This is a genomic window from Herbidospora sakaeratensis (assembly GCF_001570525.1).
Classification (GTDB): Bacteria; Actinomycetota; Actinomycetes; order Streptosporangiales; family Streptosporangiaceae; genus Herbidospora; species Herbidospora sakaeratensis.
In genome coordinates this window covers 240,189-263,259 of record NZ_BBXC01000008.1, presented here as the reverse complement: position 1 = coordinate 263,259, position 23,071 = coordinate 240,189, and the positions used below count along the sequence as shown (strand labels likewise).

Annotated in this window: 15 protein-coding genes; 11 read left to right on the top strand and 4 right to left on the bottom strand. The window is 74.0% G+C overall.

Annotated elements, in window-relative coordinates; translation table 11 throughout:
• The first annotated feature begins 44 nt into the window (after nt 1–44).
• Entirely contained in the window at nt 45–635 is a 591-nt protein-coding gene (locus AW271_RS06985; protein WP_245652973.1) for a GNAT family N-acetyltransferase, read from the top strand.
• Between the two features lie 104 nt (nt 636–739).
• Here AW271_RS06985 and AW271_RS06980 read toward each other — a convergent pair whose 3' ends face one another.
• Together AW271_RS06980 and AW271_RS06975 are read right to left on the bottom strand one after the other, a co-directional pair.
• Nucleotides 740–1,198, bottom strand: coding sequence for a cupin domain-containing protein (locus AW271_RS06980; protein ID WP_245652972.1), 459 nt, complete (start codon nt 1,196–1,198; stop codon nt 740–742).
• A gap of 165 nt (nt 1,199–1,363) precedes the next feature.
• Nucleotides 1,364–4,225: a helix-turn-helix transcriptional regulator gene (locus AW271_RS06975; protein ID WP_062333739.1), complete on the bottom strand. Its 2,862-nt coding sequence runs from the start codon at nt 4,223–4,225 to the stop codon at nt 1,364–1,366.
• Between the two features lie 91 nt (nt 4,226–4,316).
• Here AW271_RS06975 and AW271_RS06970 point away from each other — a divergent pair, with 91 nt between their 5' ends.
• The 7 genes from AW271_RS06970 (at nt 4,317) to AW271_RS06940 (ending at nt 14,082) form a co-directional block, all read left to right on the top strand.
• Nucleotides 4,317–5,624, top strand: a complete 1,308-nt coding sequence (locus AW271_RS06970; protein WP_062335256.1) for an SWIM zinc finger family protein — start codon at nt 4,317–4,319, stop codon at nt 5,622–5,624.
• A complete protein-coding gene (locus AW271_RS06965; RefSeq protein ID WP_157553945.1) occupies nt 5,621–7,018 on the top strand; it encodes a DUF5691 domain-containing protein in 1,398 nt (465 codons plus the stop codon). Before AW271_RS06970 ends, AW271_RS06965 begins: the two co-directional genes overlap by 4 nt.
• Nucleotides 7,015–8,100, top strand: coding sequence for an ATP-binding protein (locus AW271_RS06960; protein WP_062333737.1), 1,086 nt, complete (start codon nt 7,015–7,017; stop codon nt 8,098–8,100). Before AW271_RS06965 ends, AW271_RS06960 begins: the two co-directional genes overlap by 4 nt.
• Nucleotides 8,101–8,103: 3 nt before the next feature.
• Nucleotides 8,104–10,332 carry a DUF5682 family protein gene (locus AW271_RS06955; protein ID WP_062333735.1) on the top strand — a complete coding sequence of 743 codons (2,229 nt, stop codon included), beginning with the start codon at nt 8,104–8,106 and terminating at the stop codon, nt 10,330–10,332.
• Nucleotides 10,332–11,519, top strand: coding sequence for a VWA domain-containing protein (locus tag AW271_RS06950; protein WP_062333733.1), 1,188 nt, complete (start codon nt 10,332–10,334; stop codon nt 11,517–11,519). Before AW271_RS06955 ends, AW271_RS06950 begins: the two co-directional genes overlap by 1 nt.
• Before the next feature lie 202 nt (nt 11,520–11,721).
• Nucleotides 11,722–13,056 carry an MFS transporter gene (locus AW271_RS06945; protein ID WP_245652971.1) on the top strand — a complete coding sequence of 445 codons (1,335 nt, stop codon included), beginning with the start codon at nt 11,722–11,724 and terminating at the stop codon, nt 13,054–13,056.
• Between the two features lie 24 nt (nt 13,057–13,080).
• Nucleotides 13,081–14,082 (top strand): enolase C-terminal domain-like protein, encoded by a 1,002-nt coding sequence (locus AW271_RS06940; RefSeq protein WP_062333727.1) that lies wholly within the window; start codon nt 13,081–13,083, stop codon nt 14,080–14,082.
• Here AW271_RS06940 and AW271_RS06935 read toward each other — a convergent pair.
• On the bottom strand, nt 14,079–15,377 hold the full coding sequence (locus AW271_RS06935) for an LCP family protein (protein WP_062333725.1): 1,299 nt from the start codon (nt 15,375–15,377) through the stop codon (nt 14,079–14,081). The two genes, AW271_RS06940 and AW271_RS06935, sit on opposite strands and share 4 nt — an antisense overlap.
• Nucleotides 15,378–15,539: 162 nt before the next feature.
• Here AW271_RS06935 and AW271_RS06930 point away from each other — a divergent pair, with 162 nt between their 5' ends.
• Nucleotides 15,540–16,547, top strand: coding sequence for an alpha/beta hydrolase (locus AW271_RS06930; protein WP_062333722.1), 1,008 nt, complete (start codon nt 15,540–15,542; stop codon nt 16,545–16,547).
• Here the strand turns inward: AW271_RS06930 and AW271_RS06925 are convergent.
• Nucleotides 16,467–17,945, bottom strand: a complete 1,479-nt coding sequence (locus tag AW271_RS06925) for a serine aminopeptidase domain-containing protein (RefSeq protein ID WP_062333720.1) — start codon at nt 17,943–17,945, stop codon at nt 16,467–16,469. The two genes, AW271_RS06930 and AW271_RS06925, sit on opposite strands and share 81 nt — an antisense overlap.
• Before the next feature lie 146 nt (nt 17,946–18,091).
• Here AW271_RS06925 and AW271_RS06920 point away from each other — a divergent pair, with 146 nt between their 5' ends.
• The gene (locus tag AW271_RS06920) at nt 18,092–19,183 is read left to right on the top strand and encodes an exonuclease SbcCD subunit D (protein WP_062333717.1); all 1,092 of its coding nucleotides are present in this window, start codon (nt 18,092–18,094) and stop codon (nt 19,181–19,183) included.
• Nucleotides 19,183–23,070 (top strand): AAA family ATPase, encoded by a 3,888-nt coding sequence (locus AW271_RS06915; protein ID WP_062333715.1) that lies wholly within the window; start codon nt 19,183–19,185, stop codon nt 23,068–23,070. The genes AW271_RS06920 and AW271_RS06915 overlap by 1 nt, the downstream gene beginning before the upstream one ends.
• Nucleotide 23,071: the final 1 nt, after the last annotated feature.

Below are 23,071 nucleotides of genomic sequence, written 5' to 3'. Positions count from 1 at the left end.
CGTGCGCGTGCTGTTCACCCTATTCCGGGCGGCAAGATGGGCGGGTGTACGTCATCCCCGAGGTCGTCCCCGCCGGTTCCATGCGCGACCGCCCCCAGCCGTCGCTGACCACCGCAGACCTGCTGCTGCGCCCCTTCCGCGAGTCGGGCGACGAGCCGATCGTCATGGCCGCCTTCGCCGACCCCGACATCCGCCTGTGGAACCTGGAACACGAGGCCGACACCGCCAGGGCCGCGACCGTGATCGCCCGCTGGCGCGCCCGCTGGACCCTGGAGACCGGCGCGTCGTGGGTGGTCGAACGCGACGGCCGTCCCGTGGGCCGGGTGGCCCTTCGCCTGGTCGACCTCGAACTGGGCCTGGGCGAGATCGCCTACTGGACCCTCCCCGAAGGCCGAGGCCGGGGCGGCACCACGGCGGCGGTCTCCGAGGTGACCCGCTGGGCCCTCGACGACCTGGGCCTGCACCGCCTCGAACTCCGCCACGCCATCGCCAACCCGGCGTCGTGCCGCGTGGCCGAACGGGCGGGCTTCGTGCTGGAGGGCATCCTGCACAGCGCCCTGCTGCACGCGAACGGCTGGCACGACATGCACCTGCACGCCCAGATCACGAGCCGCCCGTCCTCCCCCCGCGGATAGCGGGTCATCGCCTCGGGTGCTCCTCGGCCGAGGCCGGATCGGCGACGTGCGGTGTGCTTTGCCGGCCGGCCGGAAGAAGGCCAGGCCGGCGACGTGGGGTGTGCCTAGTCGGCCAGCCGGAAGTCGGCGAACTCGAAGCCGGGGGAGACGACGCAACTGACCAGCACGCCCTCGTCGCCCGCCGGCCGGGCCGCCTGCCAGACGCCCGGCGGGATGAGCACCTGGGGCCGGTGGCCCCGCTCGACGTCGGGCCCGAGGACGACGCTCTCCCCGGTCTCCGGGTGGTCGCCGTCGCCGCCGAAGGTGAGGACCAGCGGGCCGCCGCGGTGCCAGAACCAGAGTTCGGCCGAGGCGACGACGTGCCAGGCCGACTCCTCGCCGGGTTCGAGGAGGAAGTAGATGGCGGTCGCACTGTGCCTCGGGCCGTCGTAACCGTCGGGGGAGAACATCACGGGCGACCGCCAGGTCTCCTTGAACCAGCCACCCTCGGGATGGGGCTCCAGCCCGAGTTCCTCGGCCAGCGGCGGCTTCTGCATGTCGGCTCCCTCCAGCGGCACGTGCACGCCGAGAGTATCGATCTTCCCGGCGGCCGGGCGGTCGCGGTGCCGGCCCGATGTGGGTGCCGGGTGGTCGTGGCGTCTCGGGGTGGGCGGGAGCCGTAACGAAAACGACCATGCGCGGGACCTCGGCGGCTCAGCGGACCGGCACCACGACGGCGGCGTGGGGTTTCAGTCGGCGGGGGGTCTCACGCCTTCCTGATGGGCGATGGCGGCGGCCTGGGTGCGGGTGGTAGCGCCGAGTTTGGCCAGGATGTTGGACACGTGGACGCTCGCCGTCTTCTGGCTGATGAAGAGGCGTTCGCCGATCTCGCGGTTGGAGCGGCCCGCCGCCACCTGGGCCAGGACCTCGCGTTCCCGCCCGGTCAGGGCGTCGAGCACGCTCGCCCGGACCGGCTCGGCCGAGTCGGGCGTGGTGAAGCGGGCCCGGCGGCCCAGCAGGTCGAGGGCGTGGCGGAGGGGGGCGGCGCCCAGGCGGTCGGCCACCTCGACGGCCTGCTGCCACTCGGCGCGGGCCCGGTCGCGGTCGCCCGTCTCAAGAAGGGTCTCGGCCAGCCGCCAGCGGTTGCGGGCCTGCTCGTAGGGGAAGCCGCCGTCGAAGGCGGCCAGTGCGCGCTCCCACACCTCGGGGGTGGCGGTGCCGGACAACCGGTGCCATTCGGCCTCGGCGCGGGCCGCCCAGCCTCGGCCCTCGGGGCCGAGTGTGTTCCACGGGCCGGTGGGGCCGTGGGTGGCGGCGTAACGCGCCCGTTCGACGAACTCGTCGGCGCGTTCGCGGGCCGGGTCGCCCGGCGGCAGGTCGGCGAGGGCGGCCAGGCCGATGGCCGAGACGCGGATCAGGCCCGAGTCGTAGGGCTGCTGCACCTTCACGACCGCGTCGACGTGGCCGAGCGCCTCCTTCGGGTCGCCCTGCCAGAGGGCGAGTTCGGCCGCCATGCCGCGGGTCATGTAGGTCACCAGGTCGTCGGCGCCCCAGAACGGCTCCAGCCAGCGCAGCCGCTCGGCGGCCACCGCGCGCCCCCGGCCGACCTCGACGAACAGGGCGAACGACGACAGCAGCGCCTCGGGAGGGGTGCCGACCCGCACGCCGAACATCGCGGCCCGTTTCTCGGCGGCGTCCCAGTCGCCGGCCGCGAACGAGATCAGGTAACGCAGGAACCGCAGGTCGGTGCCGAACGTGCTCCACATCAGGCCGTTCTCGCGGGCCACCTGCAACCCGGCCTCGGCCGACTCGGCCGCCGCGTCGAGGTCGCCCCGTTCGTATTGCAGCCGGGCCAGGCTGAACCGGGCCCGCAGGTCCATCGACAACGACCCCGACGTCTTGGCCGCCGCCATCGACAGCAGTTCCTCGGCCATGTCGGGATCGCCGAGCGACTCCTGCTGGATGCCCAGCGACACCAGCGCCGCCGACTCGGCCTCGATCGACCCGGTGCGCCGGGCCACCTCGAGCGCGCGGGCGGCGGCCTCCTGGGCGTCGATCACCCGTTCGGCGATCCACAAGGTGCGGGCGTGGGTCGCCAGGGCGCGGGCCAGCATCGGGGTCTCGGGGCCGTCGCCGACGGCGTCGACCGCCGCCTGGGCCGCCTCGGCCATGCCGTGGAAGTCGTCGCCGTCGGCCTGGTACCAGGCCAGCCGCTCGTTGGTCTCGGCGACCAGCTGCGGCTCGGTGACGAGCTGGCGCAGCCGCCGCAGGTGGGCGATGGCCCGGTGGTTGTCGCCGCTGTCGGCCGCCGCCGCGGCGCTGTCGAGGATCAGCCGGGCCCGGGTCGTGCCGGTGAGCGTGTCGGCGTCGGGGACCTGCTCCCACACCTCCAGCGCCCGGTCGAAGTGCCGGTTGGCCTCGGCCGGGGCGCCCATCTGGGTCGCCCGCAGGCCCGCCTCCAGCGAGGTGATCAGCGCGCCCCGCACGTCGTGGGCGGCCGAATAGTGGTGGGCCAGCTCGGCCGCCCGGCCGCCCGACTCGGTCAGCAGGGCCGCGAAGGTCATGTGCAGGCGGGTGCGCTCGCCCGGCAGCAGGTCGTCGTAGACGGCCTCCTGGAGGAGGGCGTGGCGGAAGTCGTAGCCGATGTGCTGGTCGACGGTGAGCAGCCCGCGCGAGACGATCTCGCGCAGCGCCTCTTCGAGCGGCCGGTCGGCCAGCCCCGCCGCCGCGCGCAGCATGTCGTGGTCGACCCGCCGCCCGGCCACGGCCGCCACCCGGAGCACCTGCTGGGCCGTGTCGGACAGCCCCTCGACCCGCGCCATCAGCAGGTCGGCCAGCGTCGCGGGCAGCCGGTCGCCGCTCGAGGCCGCCTGGAGCAGCTCCTCGGCGAAGAACGGGTTCCCGCCGGCCCGCCCGACGACCCCGCCGATCAGGCCCGCGTTCCCGCCGCCGAGGGCGGTCAGGTGGGTCGCCATCGCCTCGTCGTCGAGCGGCGGCAGCTCGACCGGCACGACCAGCGGCAACCGCTGCAGCTCGGCGAGCACCGGCCGCAGCGGATGGCGGCGGTGCAGGTCGTCGGTCCGGTAGGTGCCGACCAGGACCACCCGCTCGCGCTGGAGCATGCGGGTGAGGAAGACCAGCAGGTCTCGCGTCGAGTGGTCGGCCCAGTGGAGGTCTTCGAAGACCATCAGCACCGGCCGCTCGTCGGCCAGCTCGCCCAGCAGGCTCAGCGTCGCCCCGAAGAGCCGCTGCTGGGCCAGCGCCCCGCTGAGCGCGTCGGACCCGTCGGGGTCGGCCCCCGGCAGCAACCTCCGCAGCACCGGCCGCGATTCGAGCGCCGACCGGAGATCGGCGCTGCGCAGCGCGTCGGCGAGCGGGAGATAGGGCAGCGCGTTGCCCAGCTCGGCGCACTGCCCGACCAGGACGGTGAAACCGCGCTCCCGCGCGATCGTGCTCAGCTCGCAGACGATGCGTGTCTTCCCGATTCCGGCGTCGCCGCCGACGAGCGCCACCCCGGCCATGCGGCCGATCGCGGCGTCGAGCACCCGGGACAACCGGTCGAGCTGGAACCCCCGCCCGACAAGCCCGGTTTGTGTCTTTCGGCCCACCACGCTGCGAGTATGGCACGTCACACCGACAGAACCCCGGGCCCTCTTCGTGATCTTGCACGTTTTGTCGCCCGGCGCGGCTAGGGTGCGGCGCGTGACCGAACGATGGAGTCGAGACCAGGTGCTGGCGCTCGCGCCCGACGCCGCCTCGCAGAAGGCGGCCGGCGGGGTGAGCGCGCCCAGGAAGTGGTCCGCCATGGGGGTGAACGGTTCGGCGTTGTGGGGCGAGTGCGCCGGGTCCGGGTCGAAGCCCTACCAGGCGTGCGTCGACCTGTCCGAGCCCGCCTACCGGTGCAGTTGCCCCAGCCGCAAGTTCCCGTGCAAACACGCCCTGGGCCTGCTCCTGCTGTGGTCGGCCGACGGGGTGCCGCCCGCCGCCGAGCTCGCCCCCTGGGCGGCCGAGTGGTTCGCCCAGCGTGCGGCGAAGGCCGAGAAGGCGGCGGAGAAGAAGGCCGAGCCCGCCGCCGGCAAGCCCGACGAGGGCCGCGCCCGGCAGCGCGAAGAACGCGTGACCGCCGGCCTGGCCGAGCTCGAACGCTGGTTGTCCGACCAGGTCGCGAGCGGGTTGTCCGACGCCCGCCAGACCGGCCTGGCCGAGTGGAGCGACCTGGCCAAACGGCTCGTCGACGCACAGGCCCCCGGGCTGGCCGGCACCTTCTCCGGCCTCACGCGGGTCTTCCGCGACGAGAACTGGCCGGGGCGGCTGCTCGGCGAGTACGCCATGGTCCACCTGCTGGCCGTGGCCCACCGGAGGGCCGCCGAGCTGCCCGGCGACCTGCGCGAGACCGTACGCCAGCGCGTCGGCTACCAGGTGGCCAGGGAGACCGTGCTGGCCCTGCCGCCGATCCGCGACGAATGGCAGGTCATCGCGCTGCGCGACGAAGAACGCGACCGGCTGCTGTCGCGGCGGGTCTGGCTCCACGGCCGGGCGACCGGCCGGGTGGCCCTGGTGTTGTCGTTCGCGCCGCCCGGCCAGCCGCTCGACGCGTCGCTGGTGCTCGGCACCCGGGTCGACGCCGACGTCTCCTACTACCCGGGCGCGGCGCCGCTGCGGGCCCTGATCGCCGACCGCTACGGCGCGGCGGTGCCCGCCAGGGCCCCGGCCTCGGGGGTGGCCGTCGAGGGCGTGCCGCAGCTGGTCGCCGACGTGCTGACCCGCGACCCGTGGACCGAATCGTGGCCGCTGGTGATCACCGGCGCCCGGGTCGGGCGCGACGGCAAGGAGTGGTGCCTGGTGGGCGACTCGGGGCAGGGCCTGCGGCTCCACCCCTCGGCGGGCGACCCGTGGAAGCTGGTCGCCGTCTCGGGCGGCCGCCCGGTGACGGCCGCCGTGGAATGGACTCCCGACGGCCTGCGTCCTCTCACGACGTGGGACGAAAACGACGAGGTGGTGGTCCTGTGAGACTCGATCGGCGCAACGGGTGGAACGAACTGGTCTCCACCGCTCTCGTCGGGACCGAGCGCCGGGGCCTCGACTCCCCGTTCGACCTGCTCGAACAGGCCGCCGCCCAGGTGGTCGCCCGCAGGGCCGGGGAGCGGCCCGGCGGCGGCAGCCCGCTCCCCGAGGCGCCCGGCGACGGCGCGCCGCCGGTGCCGGCCAAGGCCGCCGACCGGCTGGCCCGGCTGCTCGCCGGGGAGTTCTCCCGGGTGCTGCCCGAATGGCTGGGCCTGGCGGCCCGCCGGTCGTCGCGGGTCCCGGCCCGGCTGCTGCCGCAGCTGCTGGCGGCCGGGGCGCGCGACCGGTCGATCCGGGCCGACCTCGCGGTCGTGGCGGGCGCCCGGGGGCGCTGGCTGGCCCAGCTGAACCCCGAGTGGGGCTACCTCCTCCAGGAGAGCTCCGGCGACGTGCCGGCCGGGCTCGACCACGGCCCGTGGGAGTTCGGCACCCGCGGCGACCGCCAGGCGTTCCTCGCCGCGCTGCGGGCGGCCTCCGCCGACGAGGCCAGAGAACTGCTCGAAGTGACCTGGCCGAAGGAGAACCCCGACGACCGGGCCGCCTTCGTCGCGGTCCTGGCCGACGGGCTGACCATGGCCGACGAGCCGTTCCTGGAGCAGGCGCTCGACGACCGCCGCCGCGAGGTCCGGCAGGCCGCCGCCGACCTGCTCACCAAGTTGCCCGACTCCCGGCTCGGCCAGCGCATGGCCGCGCGGGCCGCGCCGCTGCTGGTGCGCGACGGCTCCCGGCTCAGCGCGGTCGCGCCGACGGCCTGCGACTCCGTCATGGAGCGCGACGGCGTGCGGTCGCGGCCGCCGGCCGGCACCGGGCCGCGCAGCTGGTGGTTGCAGCAGGTCATCGCGCACACGCCGCTGCGGTTCTGGCCCGGCCACCTCGGGGCCGAGCCCGCCGAGCTGGTCCGCATGACGATCGGCGACTGGGCCCGGGAGATCCACATGGGCTGGATCCGGGCCGCCATCCTGCAGGACGACCCCGTCTGGGCCCGCGCCCTGTTCGACGTCGAGCCGCTCACCGACCTGCTGGCGGTCCTGCCGCCCGACGAGCGGTCGTGGCGGGCCGCCGAGATCGTCCGGGCCGGGAACGTCGACGGCCAACTGATCATGATGCTCGGCGGGGTGCCCGGGCCGTGGAGCGGGCCGCTCGCGGCGGCCGTGCTCCAGCGGGTCGCCGACATCGCCTCCAGCCAGCCGTGGAACGCGGGCGAACTGGCCCGCCTGGCGGGCGAGCGGCTCGATCCGGCCGGCGACTACGACCTCGATCAACTGCCCGACACCGGCGAACTGCAGACCGCCGCCGCCCTGCTCCGCTTCCGTTCCGACATGATCAAGGAGTTCTCGTGACGACCCCCACCGTCCTGCGGCCCCACGCGGAAGACCAGTACGCCGACGAACTGGCCGTCCTGGCCAAGCACGACGACCGGCCCCGCCCGCCCGGCTGGCGGTTGTCGCCCTGGGCGGTGACCACGTACATCCTGGGCGACGCGAGCCACCCCGGCGGGGTGATCACGCCCAAGTACATCGGCCCGCGCCGCATCGTCGAGGTCGCCGTCGCCACCCTGGCCACCGACCGGGCGCTGCTGCTGCTCGGCGTGCCCGGGACCGCCAAGACCTGGTTGTCCGAGCACCTGGCCGCCGCCGTCTCCGGCGACTCGACCCTGCTGGTCCAGGGCACCGCCGGAACGGCGGAAGAGGCCGTCCGCTACGGCTGGAACTACGCCCGCCTGCTCGCCGAGGGCCCCTCACGGGAGGCACTGACGCCCAGCCCGGTGATGCGGGCCATGTCCGAAGGGCGGCTGGCCCGGGTCGAGGAGCTGACCCGGATGCCCTCCGACGTGCAGGACGCGCTGATCACCGTGTTGTCCGAGAAGACGCTGCCGATCCCCGAGCTCAACGAGGAGGTGCAGGCGTCCAAGGGCTTCAACGTGATCGCCACCGCCAACGACCGCGACCGGGGCGTCAACGAGTTGTCGAGCGCGTTGCGCCGCCGGTTCAACACGGTGGTGCTGCCGGTCCCGGCCTCGGCCGAGGAGGAGGTGGAGATCGTCTCCCGCCGGGTCGCCCAGCTCGGCCGGTCGCTCGAACTGCCCGAGACCCCGGCGGGCCTGGAGGAGATCCGCCGCGTCGTCACGGTCTTCCGCGAGCTGCGCTCGGGGGTGACCTCCGACGGCCGCACCAAGGTCAAGTCGCCCAGCGGCACCCTGTCGACCGCCGAGGCGATCTCGGTCCTGACCAGCGGGATCGCCCTCGCGGCCCACTTCGGCGACGGGGTGCTGCGGCCCTCCGACGTCGCGGCCGGGATCGTCGGGGCGGTCGTGCAGGACCCGGTGTCCGACCGGGTGGTCTGGCAGGAATACCTGGAGACGGTCGTCCGGGAACGCGAGGAGTGGCGCGACTTCTACCGCGCCTGCCGGGACGCCGGCTGAGCGATGACCATCACCCTGCTGGGCGTCCGCCACCACGGCCCTGGTTCCGCACGCGCCGTGGTGGCCGAACTCGCCCGACTGAAACCCGACCTCGTGCTGATCGAGGGCCCGCCCGAGGCCGACGGCCTGGTCGCCCTGGCGGCCGACCCCGGCATGGAACCGCCGGTGGCGCTGCTGGCCCACGTGCCGGGCGACCCGGCCAAGGCGGCCTTCTGGCCCTTCGCGACCTTCTCCCCGGAATGGCAGGCCCTCCGCTACGCGGCGGAGGTCGGCATCCCGGCGCGTTTCTGCGACCTTCCGGCAGCCCACTCGCTCGCGGAGAAGGACGCCGCCCCCGACGACGCTCCGGATGACGACGCCCCGGCGGGCAAGGCTCCGGATGACCGGGCCGCACCCGATCCGGCCGCCGATCTCACCCAGGCCCAGGCCGTCCGGGTCGACCCGATCGCCTCGCTGGCCGCCGCCGCCGGTTACGACGACCCCGAGCGCTGGTGGGAGGACGCCGTCGAGCACCGCGGCGACACCCCCTTCGAGGTCATCGCCGAGGCCATGGCCGCCGTCCGCGAGGGTTACACCCCCGACGAGCGGGAGGCCCGGCGGGAGGCGTACATGCGCCGGACCGTCCGGGTCGCGATGAAGGAGGGCTTCGAGAACATCGCGGTCGTGTGCGGCGCGTGGCACGTCCCGGCGCTGACCACGATCGGCCCGGCCGCCGCCGACGATCGGATCCTCAAGGGCCTGCCGAAGGTCAAGGCCGAGATGACCTGGGTGCCGTGGACCCACGGCCGGCTCGCCCACTGGAGCGGGTACGGCGCGGGCGTCACCTCGCCGGGCTGGTACGCCCACCTGTTCGCCGCCCCCGACCGCCCGGTCGAGCGATGGCTGGCGGCCGCCGCCGGAGTGCTGCGCGATGAGGGGATTCCGGTCTCCTCGGCCCACGTCATCGAGTCGGTCCGGCTGGCCCAGAGCCTGGCGGTCGTCCGCGACCGGCCGCTGGCCGGGCTCGCCGAGGTCACCGAGGCCGCCAGGGCCGTGTTGTGCGAGGGCGACGAACTGCCCGTCGAGCTGATCCAGCGGCGCATGGTGGTGGGGGAGCGGCTCGGCCACGTGCCCGACTCGACGCCGATGGTCCCGCTGCAGCGCCATCTGCGTGAGGAGCAGCGGAGGCTCCGGCTCAAGCCCGAGGCGCTCGACCGGGAACTCGAACTCGACCTGCGCAAGCCGCTCGACCTCGACCGCAGCCGCCTGCTGCACCGGCTCCGGCTGCTCAACGTCCCGTGGGGCGAGCCCCGCCACACCCGGGGCAAGGGCACCTTCAAGGAGGCGTGGGCGCTCCAGTGGCGGCCCGAGTTCGACATCTCCCTGATCGAGGCCGCGCCGCTCGGGGTGACCGTGCCGGCCGCCGCGACCGCGAAGATCGCCGAAGTGGCCGGCCGCGAGGGCGCGGCGCTGGCCGACCTGACCGGGCTGGTCGAGCGGGCGCTGCTCGCCGACCTGCCGGGGTCGCTGCCGGCCGTGCTGGCCGCGATCGGCGACCGGGCCGCCGTCGACACCGACATCCGCCACCTCATGGCCGCGCTGCCCGCGCTGGTGCGGGCCCAGCGTTACGGCGACGTCCGGGGCACCCCGGCCGAGGGGCTGGCCGTGATCGCCACGTCGCTGCTGGCCCGGATCTGCGCCGGGTTGTCGGCCGCCGTGTCGGGGCTCGACGACGAGAACGCGCGCGGCATGGTCGTCCACATCGACGCCGTGACCGGCGCGTCGGCGCTGCTCGACGAGGGCCGCGAACGCTGGCTGGGCGCGCTGCGCGCCCTGGCCGACCGGACCGGCCTGCCCGGGATCATCGAGGGCCGGATCGTCCGGATCCTGTTCGACGGCGACCGGCTCGGCGACGCCGACGCGCGCATGTCGCGGGCCGTCTCGCTGGCCCATCCGCCCGCGAGGGCGGCGGCCTGGATCGAGGGGTTCCTGTCGGGCGGCGGGCTGCTGCTGGTGCACGACCCCCGCCTGCTGGCCATGGTCGACGACTGGCTCGTGGGCCTGCGCGGCGACGCGTTCGTGGAGGTCCTGCCGCTGCTGCGGCGCACCTTCGGCTCGTTCGCGCCGCCCGAGCGGCGCTCGATCGCGAGCCGCGTCCGCTCGGGCGCGGCCACCGAGAAGGACATCGTGTACGACGACGAGCGCGCCGCCCCGGCCGTGCGCACCGTCATGGGCATCCTGGGGAGCGGCTGATGGACGTGCACGACGACGAGCGGGCCCGCCGCTGGCGGCTGGTCCTGGGCGGCGAGGCCGAGAACGCGCCCGGCGGCGGCCTCGGCGGCCTGGCAGGCGACGACGCCGGCATGGACGCCGCCCTGGCCGCCCTCTACGACCTCGACGGCGACGGCGAACGCGCGCCCCGCTCGGCCGGGCTGGGCGGTTCCGCGCCCCGGGTGTCCCGGTGGCTGGGCGACATCCGCACCTACTTCCCGTCGACGGTCGTCCAGGTCATGCAGAAGGACGCGATCGACCGCCTCGACCTGAGCCGCCTGCTGCTGGAGCCCGAGATGCTCGAGGCGGTGGAGCCCGACGTCCACCTGGTCGGCACCCTGCTGTCGCTGAACCGGGTGATGCCCGAGAAGGCCCGCGAGTCGGCCCGGGTGGTGGTCCGCAAGGTCGTCCACGAGCTCGAGAGGAAGCTCCAGCACCGCACCCGCGCGGCGGTGACCGGCGCGCTCAACCGGGCCGCCCGCACCAACCGGCCGCGACGACCGGCCGACATCGACTGGGACCGGACCATCCGGGCGAACCTCAAGAACTACCTGCCCGACCGCAACACGGTCGTGCCGTCGCGCCTGGTCGGCTACGCCCGCAAGCAGCAGTCGGTGCAGCGCGAGGTGGTGTTGTGCATCGACCAGAGCGGTTCGATGGCCGCCTCGGTGGTCTATTCGAGCGTGTTCGGGGCGGTATTGGCCTCGATGCGGTCGCTGAAGACGTCGCTGGTCGTCTTCGACACCGCCGTCGTCGACCTCACCGACCAGCTCCACGACCCGGTCGAGCTGCTGTTCGGCACCCAGCTCGGCGGCGGCACCGACATCAACCGCGCCATCGCCTACTCGCAGGGCCTCATCACCCGCCCGGCCAACTCGATCTTCATCCTGATCAGCGACCTCTACGAGGGCGGGGTCAGGGCCGAGATGCTCAAACGCGTGGCGGCGATGACGGCGGCCGGCGTCCAGGTGATCGTCCTGCTGGCCCTGTCCGACGAGGGCGCGCCCTTCTACGACCACGAGAACGCGGCCGCCCTCGCGGCGATGGGCGTGCCGGCCTTCGCCTGCACCCCCGACGCCTTCCCCGACCTCATGGCCGCCGCGATCGAACGCCGCGACATCACCGCCTGGGCCGAACGCAACCTGGGCGAAGGCAAACAGACCAGCTGATCCGTTACGGCTCCGCCCACCCCGGCCCCGACCGCCGCCCCCGGCGCCCGCCGCATCCGGCGGCGACCACCCGCTCCCGCCCCGCCCCGTGACGACGAAGACCGGCCCCGAGGACGTCGGACCAAGGTCCCACGCCTCCTCGGGCCAGGGCCCGATGCCCGCTACGCTCTCCTTCCGTAATGTCCGAAACATGGCTTCCCTGATGACATCAACCTCACCGCCGCCGGCGGTCTTCTCGACCCGCTACCGCGCTCTGAGCACCGGTATCACCGCGCTCATGGTCCTGGTCGCGTTCGAATACCTCGCGGTCGCCACAGCCATGCCCGAGATCGGCAAGGAACTGCAGGGGTTCGGCCTCTACAGCCTGGCCTTCAGCGGCGCCGTCGCCGCGACCCTCGTCGGCACCGTCGCCGGCGGCCGCTGGGGTGACCTCTCCGGCCCCGACAAGCCCCTCTGGACCGGCCTCGGCCTGTTCGTGACCGGCCTGGTCATCGCCGGGCTGGCCCCCACGATGGAGGTCTTCATCGCCGGGCGGCTGCTCCAGGGGCTGGGCGGCGGGTTGTTCAACGTGGCCATCTACGTCCTGGTCGCGCGGGTCTACCCGGGCGCGATGCACCCCAAGGTCTTCTCGCTGCTGGCCGCCGCCTGGGTGCTGCCGTCGGTGGTCGGCCCGGCCATCACCGGCACGGTCACCGAGACGTGGACCTGGCGGGCCGTCTTCCTCGGCGTCGCGGTGATCGCGCTCCCGGCGGCGGCGATCTTCTGGCGCGGCCTGGCCTCCCGGGAGCCGTACACGGAGCAGGAGGAACGGGCCGACACCGGCCCGTTCGCCGCGCGGCTCGCCTGGGGAGGCGGCGCGGCCGTGGGCGCGGCGGTGCTGCAGTACGGCTCCGGTGAGTCCAATTACGTGTTGATGGCGGTCGGCCTGGCCGTGCTGCTGGTCGCCCTGCCGATGCTGGTCCCGGGCGGGACCATGAAGGCTTCCCGCGGCCTGCCGACCGTGGTCGCGCTGCGCGGCCTGAGCATGGGCGCGTTCTTCGCCGCCGAGGTCCTCGTGCCGCTGATGCTGGTGCGGGAGCGCGGCCTGACGCTGACCCAGGCGGGCATCGTCCTCACCGGCGGCGCGCTGGCCTGGTCGGCCGGGTCGTGGTTGCAGGGCAGGTACCCCGGCGGGCGGGTGCTCCGGCTCTGGGGCGGCCACCTGCTGGTCGTGGCCGGGATCTCGGTGACCGCGCTGGCGTTCCTGCCCGCCGTGCCGATCTGGGTGGCGTTCCTGGGCTGGGTGGTCTGCGGGCTCGGCATCGGGATGATCTACCCGACGCTGTCGGTGCTGGTCCTGGAGTTGTCCAGGCCGGGCGAGGAGGGCAAGAACAGCGCCTCGCTGAGCGTCGGCGAGTCGGGCGTGACCGTGGTCGCGGTGGCCGTCACGGGCGCGATCCTCACCTCGACCGGGGCCTATGCCGTCTGCTTCGGTCTGCTCGTGGTGATGGCGCTGGCGGGGGCGCTGCTGTCCCGGCGTGTCACCATGGAGGTCTGAGAGCGAGAAGGAGGGGAGCCGTCCGTGCCGCGTGTCCGTGAGGTCGATGTGTTCCGGCTGGTCCTGCCCTACGGCAGGCGACCGGAGAGCATCCTGGTCAAGCTCACCGATCACGGCGGGATGGCCGGGTGGGGCGAGGTCGTCCACCCCGATCCCAAGGTCTGGTCCACGCTGGAGGAGACCCTCGCCCAGATCCTCATCGGGGTCGACTGGGAGACCCCCCACGACCTGCCCGAGCTGGGCTCCGCGGCCGACATGGCCTGCTGGGACCTGGCGACCCGGATGACGGGCGTGCCGCTGGCCCACGCGATCGGCGGCACCCGCACCTCGCTCATGGCCACCGTCCGGCTGCCCGCCGTACGGTCGCTGCAGTCGGCGGTCGACGGCGTCAACCGGTTCGTCGGAGCCGGCTACGGCCACGTCACCGTCGAGATCCACCCGGGCTGGGATGTCGAGCCGCTGCGCGCGATCCGGGCCGCCTACCCGGCGCTGGCGATCACGGTCGACGCGCGGCGGGCGTACACGGAGATCGGCCAGTTGGAGTCGCTGGCGGGATACGACCTGGCGGGCATCGAGCGTCCCTGCGACGACCTCGACCTGAGCGCCGAGCTGCAGTCGCGGCTGACCATCCCGGTCGTCGTCGAGGCCCGGTCGCTGGCCGAGCTCGACGAGGCCATCGCGGCGCGGGCCGGGCGGGCCCTCATGCTCCGGCCCTCGCTCTTCGGCTCGCTGGCCGCCGTGAAGACCGCCCACGACCGGGCCCGCCGGGCCGGCTGGGACATCACCTGCGCCGACGGCCGGGGGGCCGGCCTCGCCCGCGCGGCCACCGTCGCCGTGGCCGCCCTGCCGGGCTGCACCCTGCCGAGCGACGTGACCGAACCGCCCAGGAACGCCCAGATCGTCGACCCGCCGGTCGGCGCGTCGGGGGGAGTGGTGGCCATCCCGCTGACCCAGCCGGGGCTCGGCCACACGGTCGACGAGGAGCGGGTCAGGCGGATGGCCCGCGACAGCTTCGCCCTGCGCTAGCAGCCTTCGGCCAGTTTCGGGCCCTTCGGTGAACTGCTGGAGGCGCCGCCCCCGCCCGTGAGGGCGCGGGCGACGGTGTTCCTGATCAGGGTCCAGTCGGGCGACGCGGTGCTGATCATCGGCGGCACGAACTGGATGCTGGTCACCCCGGCCTTCTTGGTCTTCGCCGCGAGCGGCACCAGGTGTTCGAGCATCGGCGCGGGGATGTCGGTCTGCAGCAGCCCCTCGGTCGCGCCCGCGATCTCGGTGAAGCGGGTCAGTACCGTGGCGGGTTCGGCCTGGGCCAGCAGGGCCGCGAACACGCACTTCTGCCGCTTCATCCGCGCGTAGTCGTCGGAGAAGGTGCGCGAGCGGGCGAACCACAACGCCTGCTCGCCGGTCAGCCTGCGGGTGCCCGCCGGGATGAGGCCCTCGTTGCGGCGGCCGTAGACGACGTTGTCGGCGACGGTCAGCTCCAGGCCGCCGATCGCGTCGATGATCTTGGCGAAGCCGCCGATGTTGACCAGCGTGTACCAGTCGACGTGCAGCCCCAGGATCTCGCCGACGGTCTCCTTCAGGGTGGCCGGGCCCATGCCGGTGCGCCCGCCGAAGACCTCGGGGTGCTGGTCGGCGTACTCCCAGACCGAGAACAGCAGGTCCTCGCGCGCGCCGTCGGGGCCGCTCGGCAGCCGGAAGCCGAAGGGGAAGTGGTTGTACATCGGGCTGCCCTGCGGGAACCGCACCCCTTCGAGGTTGCGCGGCAGCCCGAACATGACCGTGTGGCCGGTGCGCACGTCGACGCTGGCCACGTTGATGCTGTCGGTCCGCACGCCGACCCGGTTGCCGGCCAGGTCACCGCCCAGCAGCAGGATGTTGACCCGGTCGCGGCCGCCGAACGGCTCGCCCGTCGGCATCTCGCCCGAGCTCTTGAACAGGCCGTCGAGCGTACGCTGCGAGACGGCCGCGTAGTGGGCGGTCAGCCCGAACGGCAGCGCCGACCCGACCGCCAGCACGCCGGTCAGCACCCCTGAGACCAACTGGCCCGGCATCGACAACCGCCCGGGCCGCAGGACGACGTAGGAGTGCACCACGAGCACGAACCACGCCACGCCGAGCGTGCCCGACATGACCGCCAGCAGCCCGAGACGGCCGATCAGCCGCCCGGCCAGATCGGCCCCCGCGAGCGCCGCCACCGTGATGACCACCGCGACGCCCGACAGATAGACCGCCAGCACCGACGCGCCGGTGCGCCGCCAGCCCGCCCGCAGATGGGCCACCCCCGGGAACAGCACCGACAACGCGACCCATCCGATCACCTGACCTGGTTTCCGCACGCCCATCCCCGAAGATGCTCGATTACGTGGTCACGGACCGTGTCGCCACGATTACATTGAACCGTCCGAGGGGGCCGAACGCCTTTACCTTCCAGACACCGGCGAGTTCGTAGCCGATTCACCCGGTTCGCGTACTCTGACCCCATGTCGGAGGACATCCTGGGCGCGGACTACGACGTCGTCGCCATCCCCCTGCCGCCCGACGACGAGGGCGAGGTCGTCGCGACGCTGGTCCGGCGGGTCGTGCCGGGAGCCCGCCGCGCGGTGCTCTACCTGCACGGCTTCACCGACTACTTCTTCCAGGCCCACCTGGCCGACCACTACGTGGCCCAGGGCGTCTCGTTCTTCGCGCTCGACCTGCGCAAGTACGGCCGGTCGCTGCTGCCCTACCAGACGCGCGGATTCGTGCGGAGCGTCACCGAGTACTTCCCCGAGATCGACGCCGCCGTCGCGATCATCCGGGCCGACCACGACGAACTGGTCGTCAACGGCCACTCCACCGGCGGGCTGGTCGCCGCGTTGTGGGCCGACCGGGTACGCGGCCGGGGGCTGGTCCAGGCGCTCCTGCTCAACAGCCCGTTCCTCGACCTCAACGTGCCGGTCCTGGTCAAGGGCGTCGCCGACGCGCTGAAGGGGGTGTTCGCGCGGCTGCCCGCCCGCGCGGTGCTGCCGGTGGGCGCCTCGACGGTCTACGGCGACAGCATCCACCTGTCGCGCGAGGGCGAATGGGACTACGACCTCGACTGGAAGCCGCTGGGCGGCTTCCCCGTGCACGCCGCCTGGCTGGCCGCGATCCGCCGCGCCCACCACCGGCTGCAGAGCGGCCTCAGGGTCGACGCGCCGGTGCTCGTGCTCTGCTCCGACCAGAGCCTGCGGGTCAAGGACTTCGCGCCGGAGGTCCGCAACACCGACACCGTTCTGGACGTCGAGCAGATCGCCCGGTACGCCACCCGCATCGGCCCCCGCGTCACGGTGGTCCGGGTGGCGGGCGGCGTCCACGACCTCGTGCTGTCGGCCGAACCGGTGCGCAAGCAGGTGTTCGACGAGATGGACCGCTGGCTGGCCTACGCCCTACCAGGGGAAGCCGAACAGGCCGTAATAGGCGGCGGTGACCAGCATCAGAGCGGTGCCGCCGAGCACGCCCGTCAGTGACACCTGCTGCGACGGGGTCACCTCCCACCCGTCGCGCAGCCCCACGAGCACCGCGCCGGTGGCGCCCACCACCTGGGCCAGTATCACCACCGCCAGCACCCGCACCACCAGCCAGCCCGCCTGCACGGCGGGCCAGGCGCCGGCCTGGTTCACCGAGAACAACACGATCAGCATGATGAACGCCAGCACCGAGGCCAGCAGCGCCAGGCTGGTCCAGATCATCCGCCACAGCCGCCGCCGGATCGGCGGCCACACGTGGGTGTTGGTCTGGTGCCGCAGGTCACGGCCGCGCAGCCGGACGAACATCTCGGTCACCGGCGCCGCGACGTAGCCGAAGGCGGCCAGGGTCAGGGTGAGGCCGAGGAAGGTGCTGGCGCCGTACCAGGGGGCGGCGGGCACGTCGGTGGCCTCGAAGCGCTGGACCGGCTTCGCGCCGGCGATCTTGACCGGCGACTGGGACGGCAGGCCGGTGATCCAGTTGGCCAAAGTCGGCAGGTAGCCGGGCACGAACGGCCCGCCGTGCCGCCGCATCGCGTGGTCGGCCCCGGCGAGGAAGCGGATCGTGTAGTTGTCGACCGGCTTGGCGTCGATCAGGGTCTGGGTGCTCTCCACGAACGGGATCGACGGGTCGCCGGTGCCGTAGAGGGCCAGGGTGGGCTGCCGCATGCCGTGGAGGGCGGGCGCGCTGTCGTACCGGAGGAAGTCGAAACCCACCCCGCCCATGGCCCGGGTCAGCAGGTCGCGCACCCCGGTCGGCGCGTGCAGCCGCAGGAGCTGCTCGTTGAGCGCCCAGGCGACCTGCCGCATCGGCGACACGTTGGGGGAGGAGACCAGCACCGTGTAGGCGATGTCGGGATGCCGGGACGCCGCGATCGGCACCACCCAGCCGCCCTCGCTGACCCCCCACAGGCCGGTCCGCGCCGAGTCGGTGGACGGCCGCTGGCGCAGCAGCTCGATCATGGTCACCGCGTCGTCGGCCAGCAGGCCGAAGTCACGGCTGCGGAAGGAGTAGCCGTGGGTGCGCTTGTCGTAGGCGAGGGTCACGATGCCGTGCTGGGCCAGCCACTCGGCCTGGGAGGTGAACTCGCCCCGGTCGCCGGAGCCCGAGCCCTGCACGAACACCATCGCCGGGAACGGGCCGGGGCCCTGCGGGGTGCGGATCGTGGTGACCAGGTTGTCGCCCCGGACCGGCACGGTGATCGTCTCGGTGGTCACCGGATAGACCGTCGGCGGAGGACGCGTCTCGGCCGACGGCTGCGCCGGCAGGTCGCGGAAGGCGGCCGGGGGCTCCAGGGGCGGCGGATCGAACGCGGGCGGCGGCAGCAGGTAGCCGATCACTCCGAGCAGCGCCACGAGGACGCCGGCGAAGATCGTCAGCGTGCCCCGCCCAACGGTCATCAGGCCGCTCCCCGATGGATGGTCCATATTCCGAGTCGTGCCTTCCTCCTTACGATGCCCCCTGGTCGCCAGGTTAAGTCATTACGTGATCCCGTTGTCTCAGGGGAGGCCCAATTTGTCGGTGAGACCTGTTAGCTTCGTGCGCCATGCGGCTGCTGCACACGTCCGACTGGCACCTGGGCCGGTCCTTCCACCGCGAGAGCCTGCTCCCGGCCCAGGCGGCGTTCGCCGACCACCTGGTCGAGACCGCCAGGTCCGAGCGGGTCGACGTCGTGCTGGTGGCCGGTGACGTCTACGACCGGGCGCTTCCGCCGGTCGACGCGGTCGCCCTGTTCGACGAGACGCTGCGCCGCTTACGCGGTCTCGGCGTGCACACGGTGATCATCAGCGGCAACCACGACTCGCCCGTCCGGCTCGGCTTCGGCGCCGGCCTGATGGACCGCATCCACCTGCGCACCGACCCCCACCGCGCATGGTCCCCAATCGTCGTGAACGACGTCGCCTTCTACGGGATTCCCTACCTGGAGCCCGAGCTCGTCCGCACTCCGTGGAACCTCCCCGAGCGCACCCACACGGCCGCCATGACCCACGTCATGGATCGGGTACGTCTCGACGACGCCGCCCCCGCCAAGGTGGTGCTGGCCCACGCCTTCGTCACCGGGGGAGCGGCCAGCGACAGCGAGCGCGACATCACCGTCGGCGGGGTGGCCCACGTGCCCGTGCGGGTCTTCGACGGGGCCGCCTACACGGCCCTCGGCCACCTCCACGGCCGCCAGACCATGAGCGAGACGGTCCGCTACTCCGGCTCCCCGATCGCCTACTCCTTCTCCGAGACCGACCACGTGAAGGGGTCGTGGCTGGTCGAGCTCGGCGGCCCGATCGACTTCGTGCCCGCGCCGGTGCCGCGCCGGCTCGCCCGGCTCCGGGGCCGGATCGACGACCTGCTGGCGCTCCCGCCGTCCGGCGACTGGATCCAGGCGACCCTCACCGACCCGGTCCGGCCGAAGGCCGCGATGGAGCGGCTGCGGGCCCGCTTCCCCCACACCGTCGACCTCCAGTTCGCCCCCGACGACGCGCCCGAGGCCGCGCCCGCGCGCCCCCGGCTGGCCGGGCGGCCCGAGATCGACGTGGCGCTCGACTTCGTCCGCGAGGTCCGCGGCGAGGCGGCCGACCCCGACGAGCGACGTGTCCTCGAAGAAGCCGCGATGGCCTGCCGCATCAAGGAGACGATGGCCTGATGCGCCTCCACCGGCTGACGATCTCGGCCTTCGGGTCCTTCCCCGGCGCCGAGGAGGTCGACTTCGACCGGCTCGGCGAGGCCGGGCTCTTCCTGATCCACGGCCCCACCGGGGCGGGCAAGACCACCATCCTCGACGCCGTCTGCTGCGCCCTGTTCGGGGTCGTCCCCGGCCAGCGCAACGACGCCCGGTCGCTGCGCTGCGACCACGCGCCCCCGGGCCGGGGGCCGCAGGTCGTGCTGGAGACCACGATCCGGGGCCGCACCCTGCGCGTCACCCGCTCGCCCGCGTGGGCCCGCCCCAAGCTCCGGGGGCAGGGCACCACCCAGGAGCAGGCCAAGGTGATCGTCCAGGAGCTCCGCGACGGCGACTGGGCCCCGGTGACCACCCGGATCGACGAGGCGGGCGACTTCATCGGCGGCCTGCTCGGCATGAACGCCGAGCAGTTCGGCCAGGTCGTCATGTTGCCGCAGGGCGAGTTCGCCAGGTTCCTGCGCTCCTCCGGCGACGACCGCCGCAAGCTGCTGGAGCGCCTGTTCACCGTGCGGGTGTTCACCGACATGGAGAAGTGGCTCGCCGACCACCGCCGGGAGACCGGCCGGGTCGCCGAGCGGCTCGCCGAGGAGGTCCGCGCCCGCGCCGACCGCATGCGCGGCGCGGCCGGCCCCGAACTGGCCGCGCTCGCCGGCGAAGCCGACGACCCGCTCGACTGGTCGTCGGCCCTGCTCGCCGCCGCCTCGGCCGCCGTCACCTCGGCCGAGGCGGCGGTCTCCGACGAGGCCCTCCGCCAGGCCCGCGACCGCCTGGCCGAAGCCCGCGACCTGGCCGACCGCCGGCGCCGCCACACGGCGGCCCGCATCCGCCACGACGAGCTGGAGGCCCGCGCCGACGAACGCGCCGACCTGGAGACGATCCTGGCCGAGGCCGCGGCGGCGGCCCGCGTCGTCCCGCTGCTCGACCAGCTGACGGCCCGCGAGCAGACGGCGTCGGCCGCGTCGGCGGCCTTCGACGCGGGCGCCTCGGGCCTCGCCGAGACCGACCACCGCAAAGCCGAACGCACCCGCCGCGACGAACTGGTCCGGCTGGAAGAGGCCCTCGGCGACGAGGCCCGCCTCCACGGCGTGATCCGCGAGCAGGAACACCTCAACGACGAGATCGCGACCCTGGAGAAGGGCCTGCGCGAGACGGCCGACCGCCTGGAGGCCGCCACCGCCGAGCTCTCCGAGGCCGAAGAGCGCCGCGCCGCCGCCACGGTCGCCGAAGCCGCCCTGCCCGGCGCCGAGGCCGCCCGCGAACGCGCGGCCGACCTGCTCGAAGCCGTCCGCCGCCGCGACACGATCACCGCCGACCTCGCCGAGGCCGCGGCCGCCCGCGTGGCGGCCGGCCACCCGGGCCTGGCCGAGCCGGAGCTCGCCACCCTCGAACGCGACCGCCGCGACGAACTCGCCCGCCTCGACGCCCTCGACGGCGAGGAGTCACGCCTGACCGCGCTCCGGGCCGACCGCGAGGCCGCCGAAACCGAAGCCGCCCGCCTGGCGGGCGTCGAGACCGAACTCGCCGACCGCCTGACCACCCTGCCCGGCCTCCTGGCCGAGGCCGCCGCCCGCCTGGCCACCTCGCGCGAACAGGCCGCCGCCCTGCCCTCGGCCCGATCACGCCTGGTCGCGGCCGAGGAGCGGCTCGAAGCGGTGATCCGCCGCGACGAACTCGCCGCCGACCTGGCCGCCGCCGAAGACGCCCGCCGCGTCGCCGTCGACGCCGCCCAGTCGGCCGTCGACCGCCTCCACGAGATCCGCCAGGCCAGAATCGACGGCATGGCCGCCGAGCTGGCCGCCCGCCTGGCCGAGGGCGACCCGTGCGCCGTCTGCGGCTCCCCCGACCACCCCGCTCCGGCCGAGCCGTCGTCCGAGATGGCCACCGCCGACGACGAGGAGGCCGCCCAGGCGGAGGCCGACGCGGCCCAGTCGGCCAGAGAGGCGGCCGAGTCGACGGTCGCCACCCTCGAGGGCCGGCACGAACGCGCCGCCGACACCGCCGACGGCCTGTCCCAGGCCGAAGCCGAACAGGCCCGCGAGGAGGCCCGAACCGACCTGGCGGTTGTGGAGGCCGCCGCCGCCCGCGAACCCGCCCACCGCGACGAGGTCACCCGCCTGGAGACGGCCCTCGGCGACGTCCGCGAAGCGGAGGCCGAAACCGCCTTGGTCTTGCGGGAACTCCAGACGAGGCAGCAGACCTCCCGTGCGGAGGAGGAACGCATCGAGGTCCGCCTGTCCGCCGCGCTCGATCCGGGCGAGACGGTCTCCTCCCGCCGCACCCGCCTGACGACAGAGGCGGCGGCGATCGGCGCGGCCTTGGCAGCGGAGGCGAGGGCGACCGCCCTGACGGGCCTCCTCACGGATGCGCGCCACCAGGTCGCGGCCATGACCAGGGGCACCGATCTGGAGTTCCCCAATCGTGGTGGTGGTGGGGGCTCGAGCTTCACGGGCTTGCATCAGGCTGGTGAAGCTGGCGATGCCGATGGTGGCGGCTCGGCCCTCGCAGCTGCGGATCGGTTCGGCAGGGGTGCGAGCGAGGTCCTCTCCCTGGGCGTGGACGCGAAGCGGCTGCCGCCCGAACCGGCGGTCTGGCCCGATGTTCCGGCCGCGCACGCCCTGCTCGCCCAGGCGCGGCAGGCGGTCGAGGAGCTCACCGTCGTTCTCGACGGCCGTCTCGCCGCCCGGCATGCCGTCGAGCACCTGACCCGCGAGGTCGGCGGCCTGAGGGTCAAGGAGAGCGCCGACACCACGCTGCTCATGGAGACCCGGGCCGCCCGGGGCCGGTTCGCCCATGAGGAGTCCGACCTCAAGGCCCGGCTCGACCGGCTGCGGGGCGATGACGCCTCCATCTACGAGCGGGTCGAACGCCTCCGCGCCGAAACCGAGGCCTACCGCCGCGCCGCCGAGGTCTCCGAAGCGCTCCACGAGGCCGGGCGGGAGCTCGCCGCCGCCAGGAACGCCGCGCTGGCCGCCGCCGTCGACGCGGGCTTCACCGGGCTCGACGACCTGGCCGCCGCGCGCCGCACCCCGGCCGAGATCGACGAGATGGGCGGCCGCCTGCGCGACCTGGGCGACGAACTGGCCGCCGTGGTGCGCACCCTCGCCGACCCCGAACTGCAGGCCGCCGCCGCCCAGCCCGCGCCCGACCTCCCCGGCCTGCAACAGGCCCACGACGAGGCCGACGCGGCCCGGTCGGTCCAGGTGTCCGCGCGCGACGGCGCCGTCGCCCGGCTCACCCAGCTCAGGGCGCTGGCGGCCGAACTCGCCGAAGCGCAGGCCCGCCGCGCCCCCGCCGAGCGCCGCCACCGGCTGGCCCGCCGGATGGCCGAACTCGCCAACGGCACCTCGCCCGACAATCAGTGGGACATGCCGTTGTCGTCCTACGTCCTCGGCGAACGCCTGCGCCAGGTCGCCGACGCCGCCAACGAGCGCCTCACCCACATGTCCGACGGCCGCTACCTGCTGCAGTACGACGTGAAGAAGACGGCGGGACACCGCGGCCGCTCGGGCGGCGGCCTGGGGCTGCGCGTCCTCGACGCCTGGACCGGCGTCGACCGCGACCCGGCCACCCTCTCGGGCGGCGAGAGCTTCATCACGTCACTGGCGCTGGCTCTGGGCCTGGCCGACGTGGTCGCGGCCGAGGCGGGCGGCGCGGAGATCGGCACCCTCTTCGTCGACGAGGGCTTCGGCACCCTCGACGAGGAGACCCTCGACGACGTCCTCGACATCCTCGACTCCCTGCGCGAGGGAGGGCGCGCGGTCGGCGTGGTCAGCCACGTCGCCGAACTCCGGGTCCGGATCCCGGCCCAGTTGCGCGTCCACAAGGGAAGAGCGGGCTCGACCCTGCGCTGAG

What these genes read in the sequence shown, in the direction of transcription:
- AW271_RS06955 (WP_062333735.1), top strand. Translation starts at nt 8,104, where the DNA reads ATGACCATCACCCTGCTGGGCGTCCGCCACCACGGCCCTGGTTCCGCA.
- AW271_RS06950 (WP_062333733.1), top strand. Translation starts at nt 10,332, where the DNA reads ATGGACGTGCACGACGACGAGCGGGCCCGCCGCTGGCGGCTGGTCCTG.
- AW271_RS06945 (WP_245652971.1), top strand. Translation starts at nt 11,722, where the DNA reads ATGACATCAACCTCACCGCCGCCGGCGGTCTTCTCGACCCGCTACCGC.
- AW271_RS06930 (WP_062333722.1), top strand. Translation starts at nt 15,540, where the DNA reads ATGTCGGAGGACATCCTGGGCGCGGACTACGACGTCGTCGCCATCCCC.
- AW271_RS06925 (WP_062333720.1), bottom strand. Translation starts at nt 17,945, where the DNA reads ATGACCGTTGGGCGGGGCACGCTGACGATCTTCGCCGGCGTCCTCGTG.
- AW271_RS06920 (WP_062333717.1), top strand. Translation starts at nt 18,092, where the DNA reads ATGCGGCTGCTGCACACGTCCGACTGGCACCTGGGCCGGTCCTTCCAC.
- AW271_RS06915 (WP_062333715.1), top strand. Translation starts at nt 19,183, where the DNA reads ATGCGCCTCCACCGGCTGACGATCTCGGCCTTCGGGTCCTTCCCCGGC.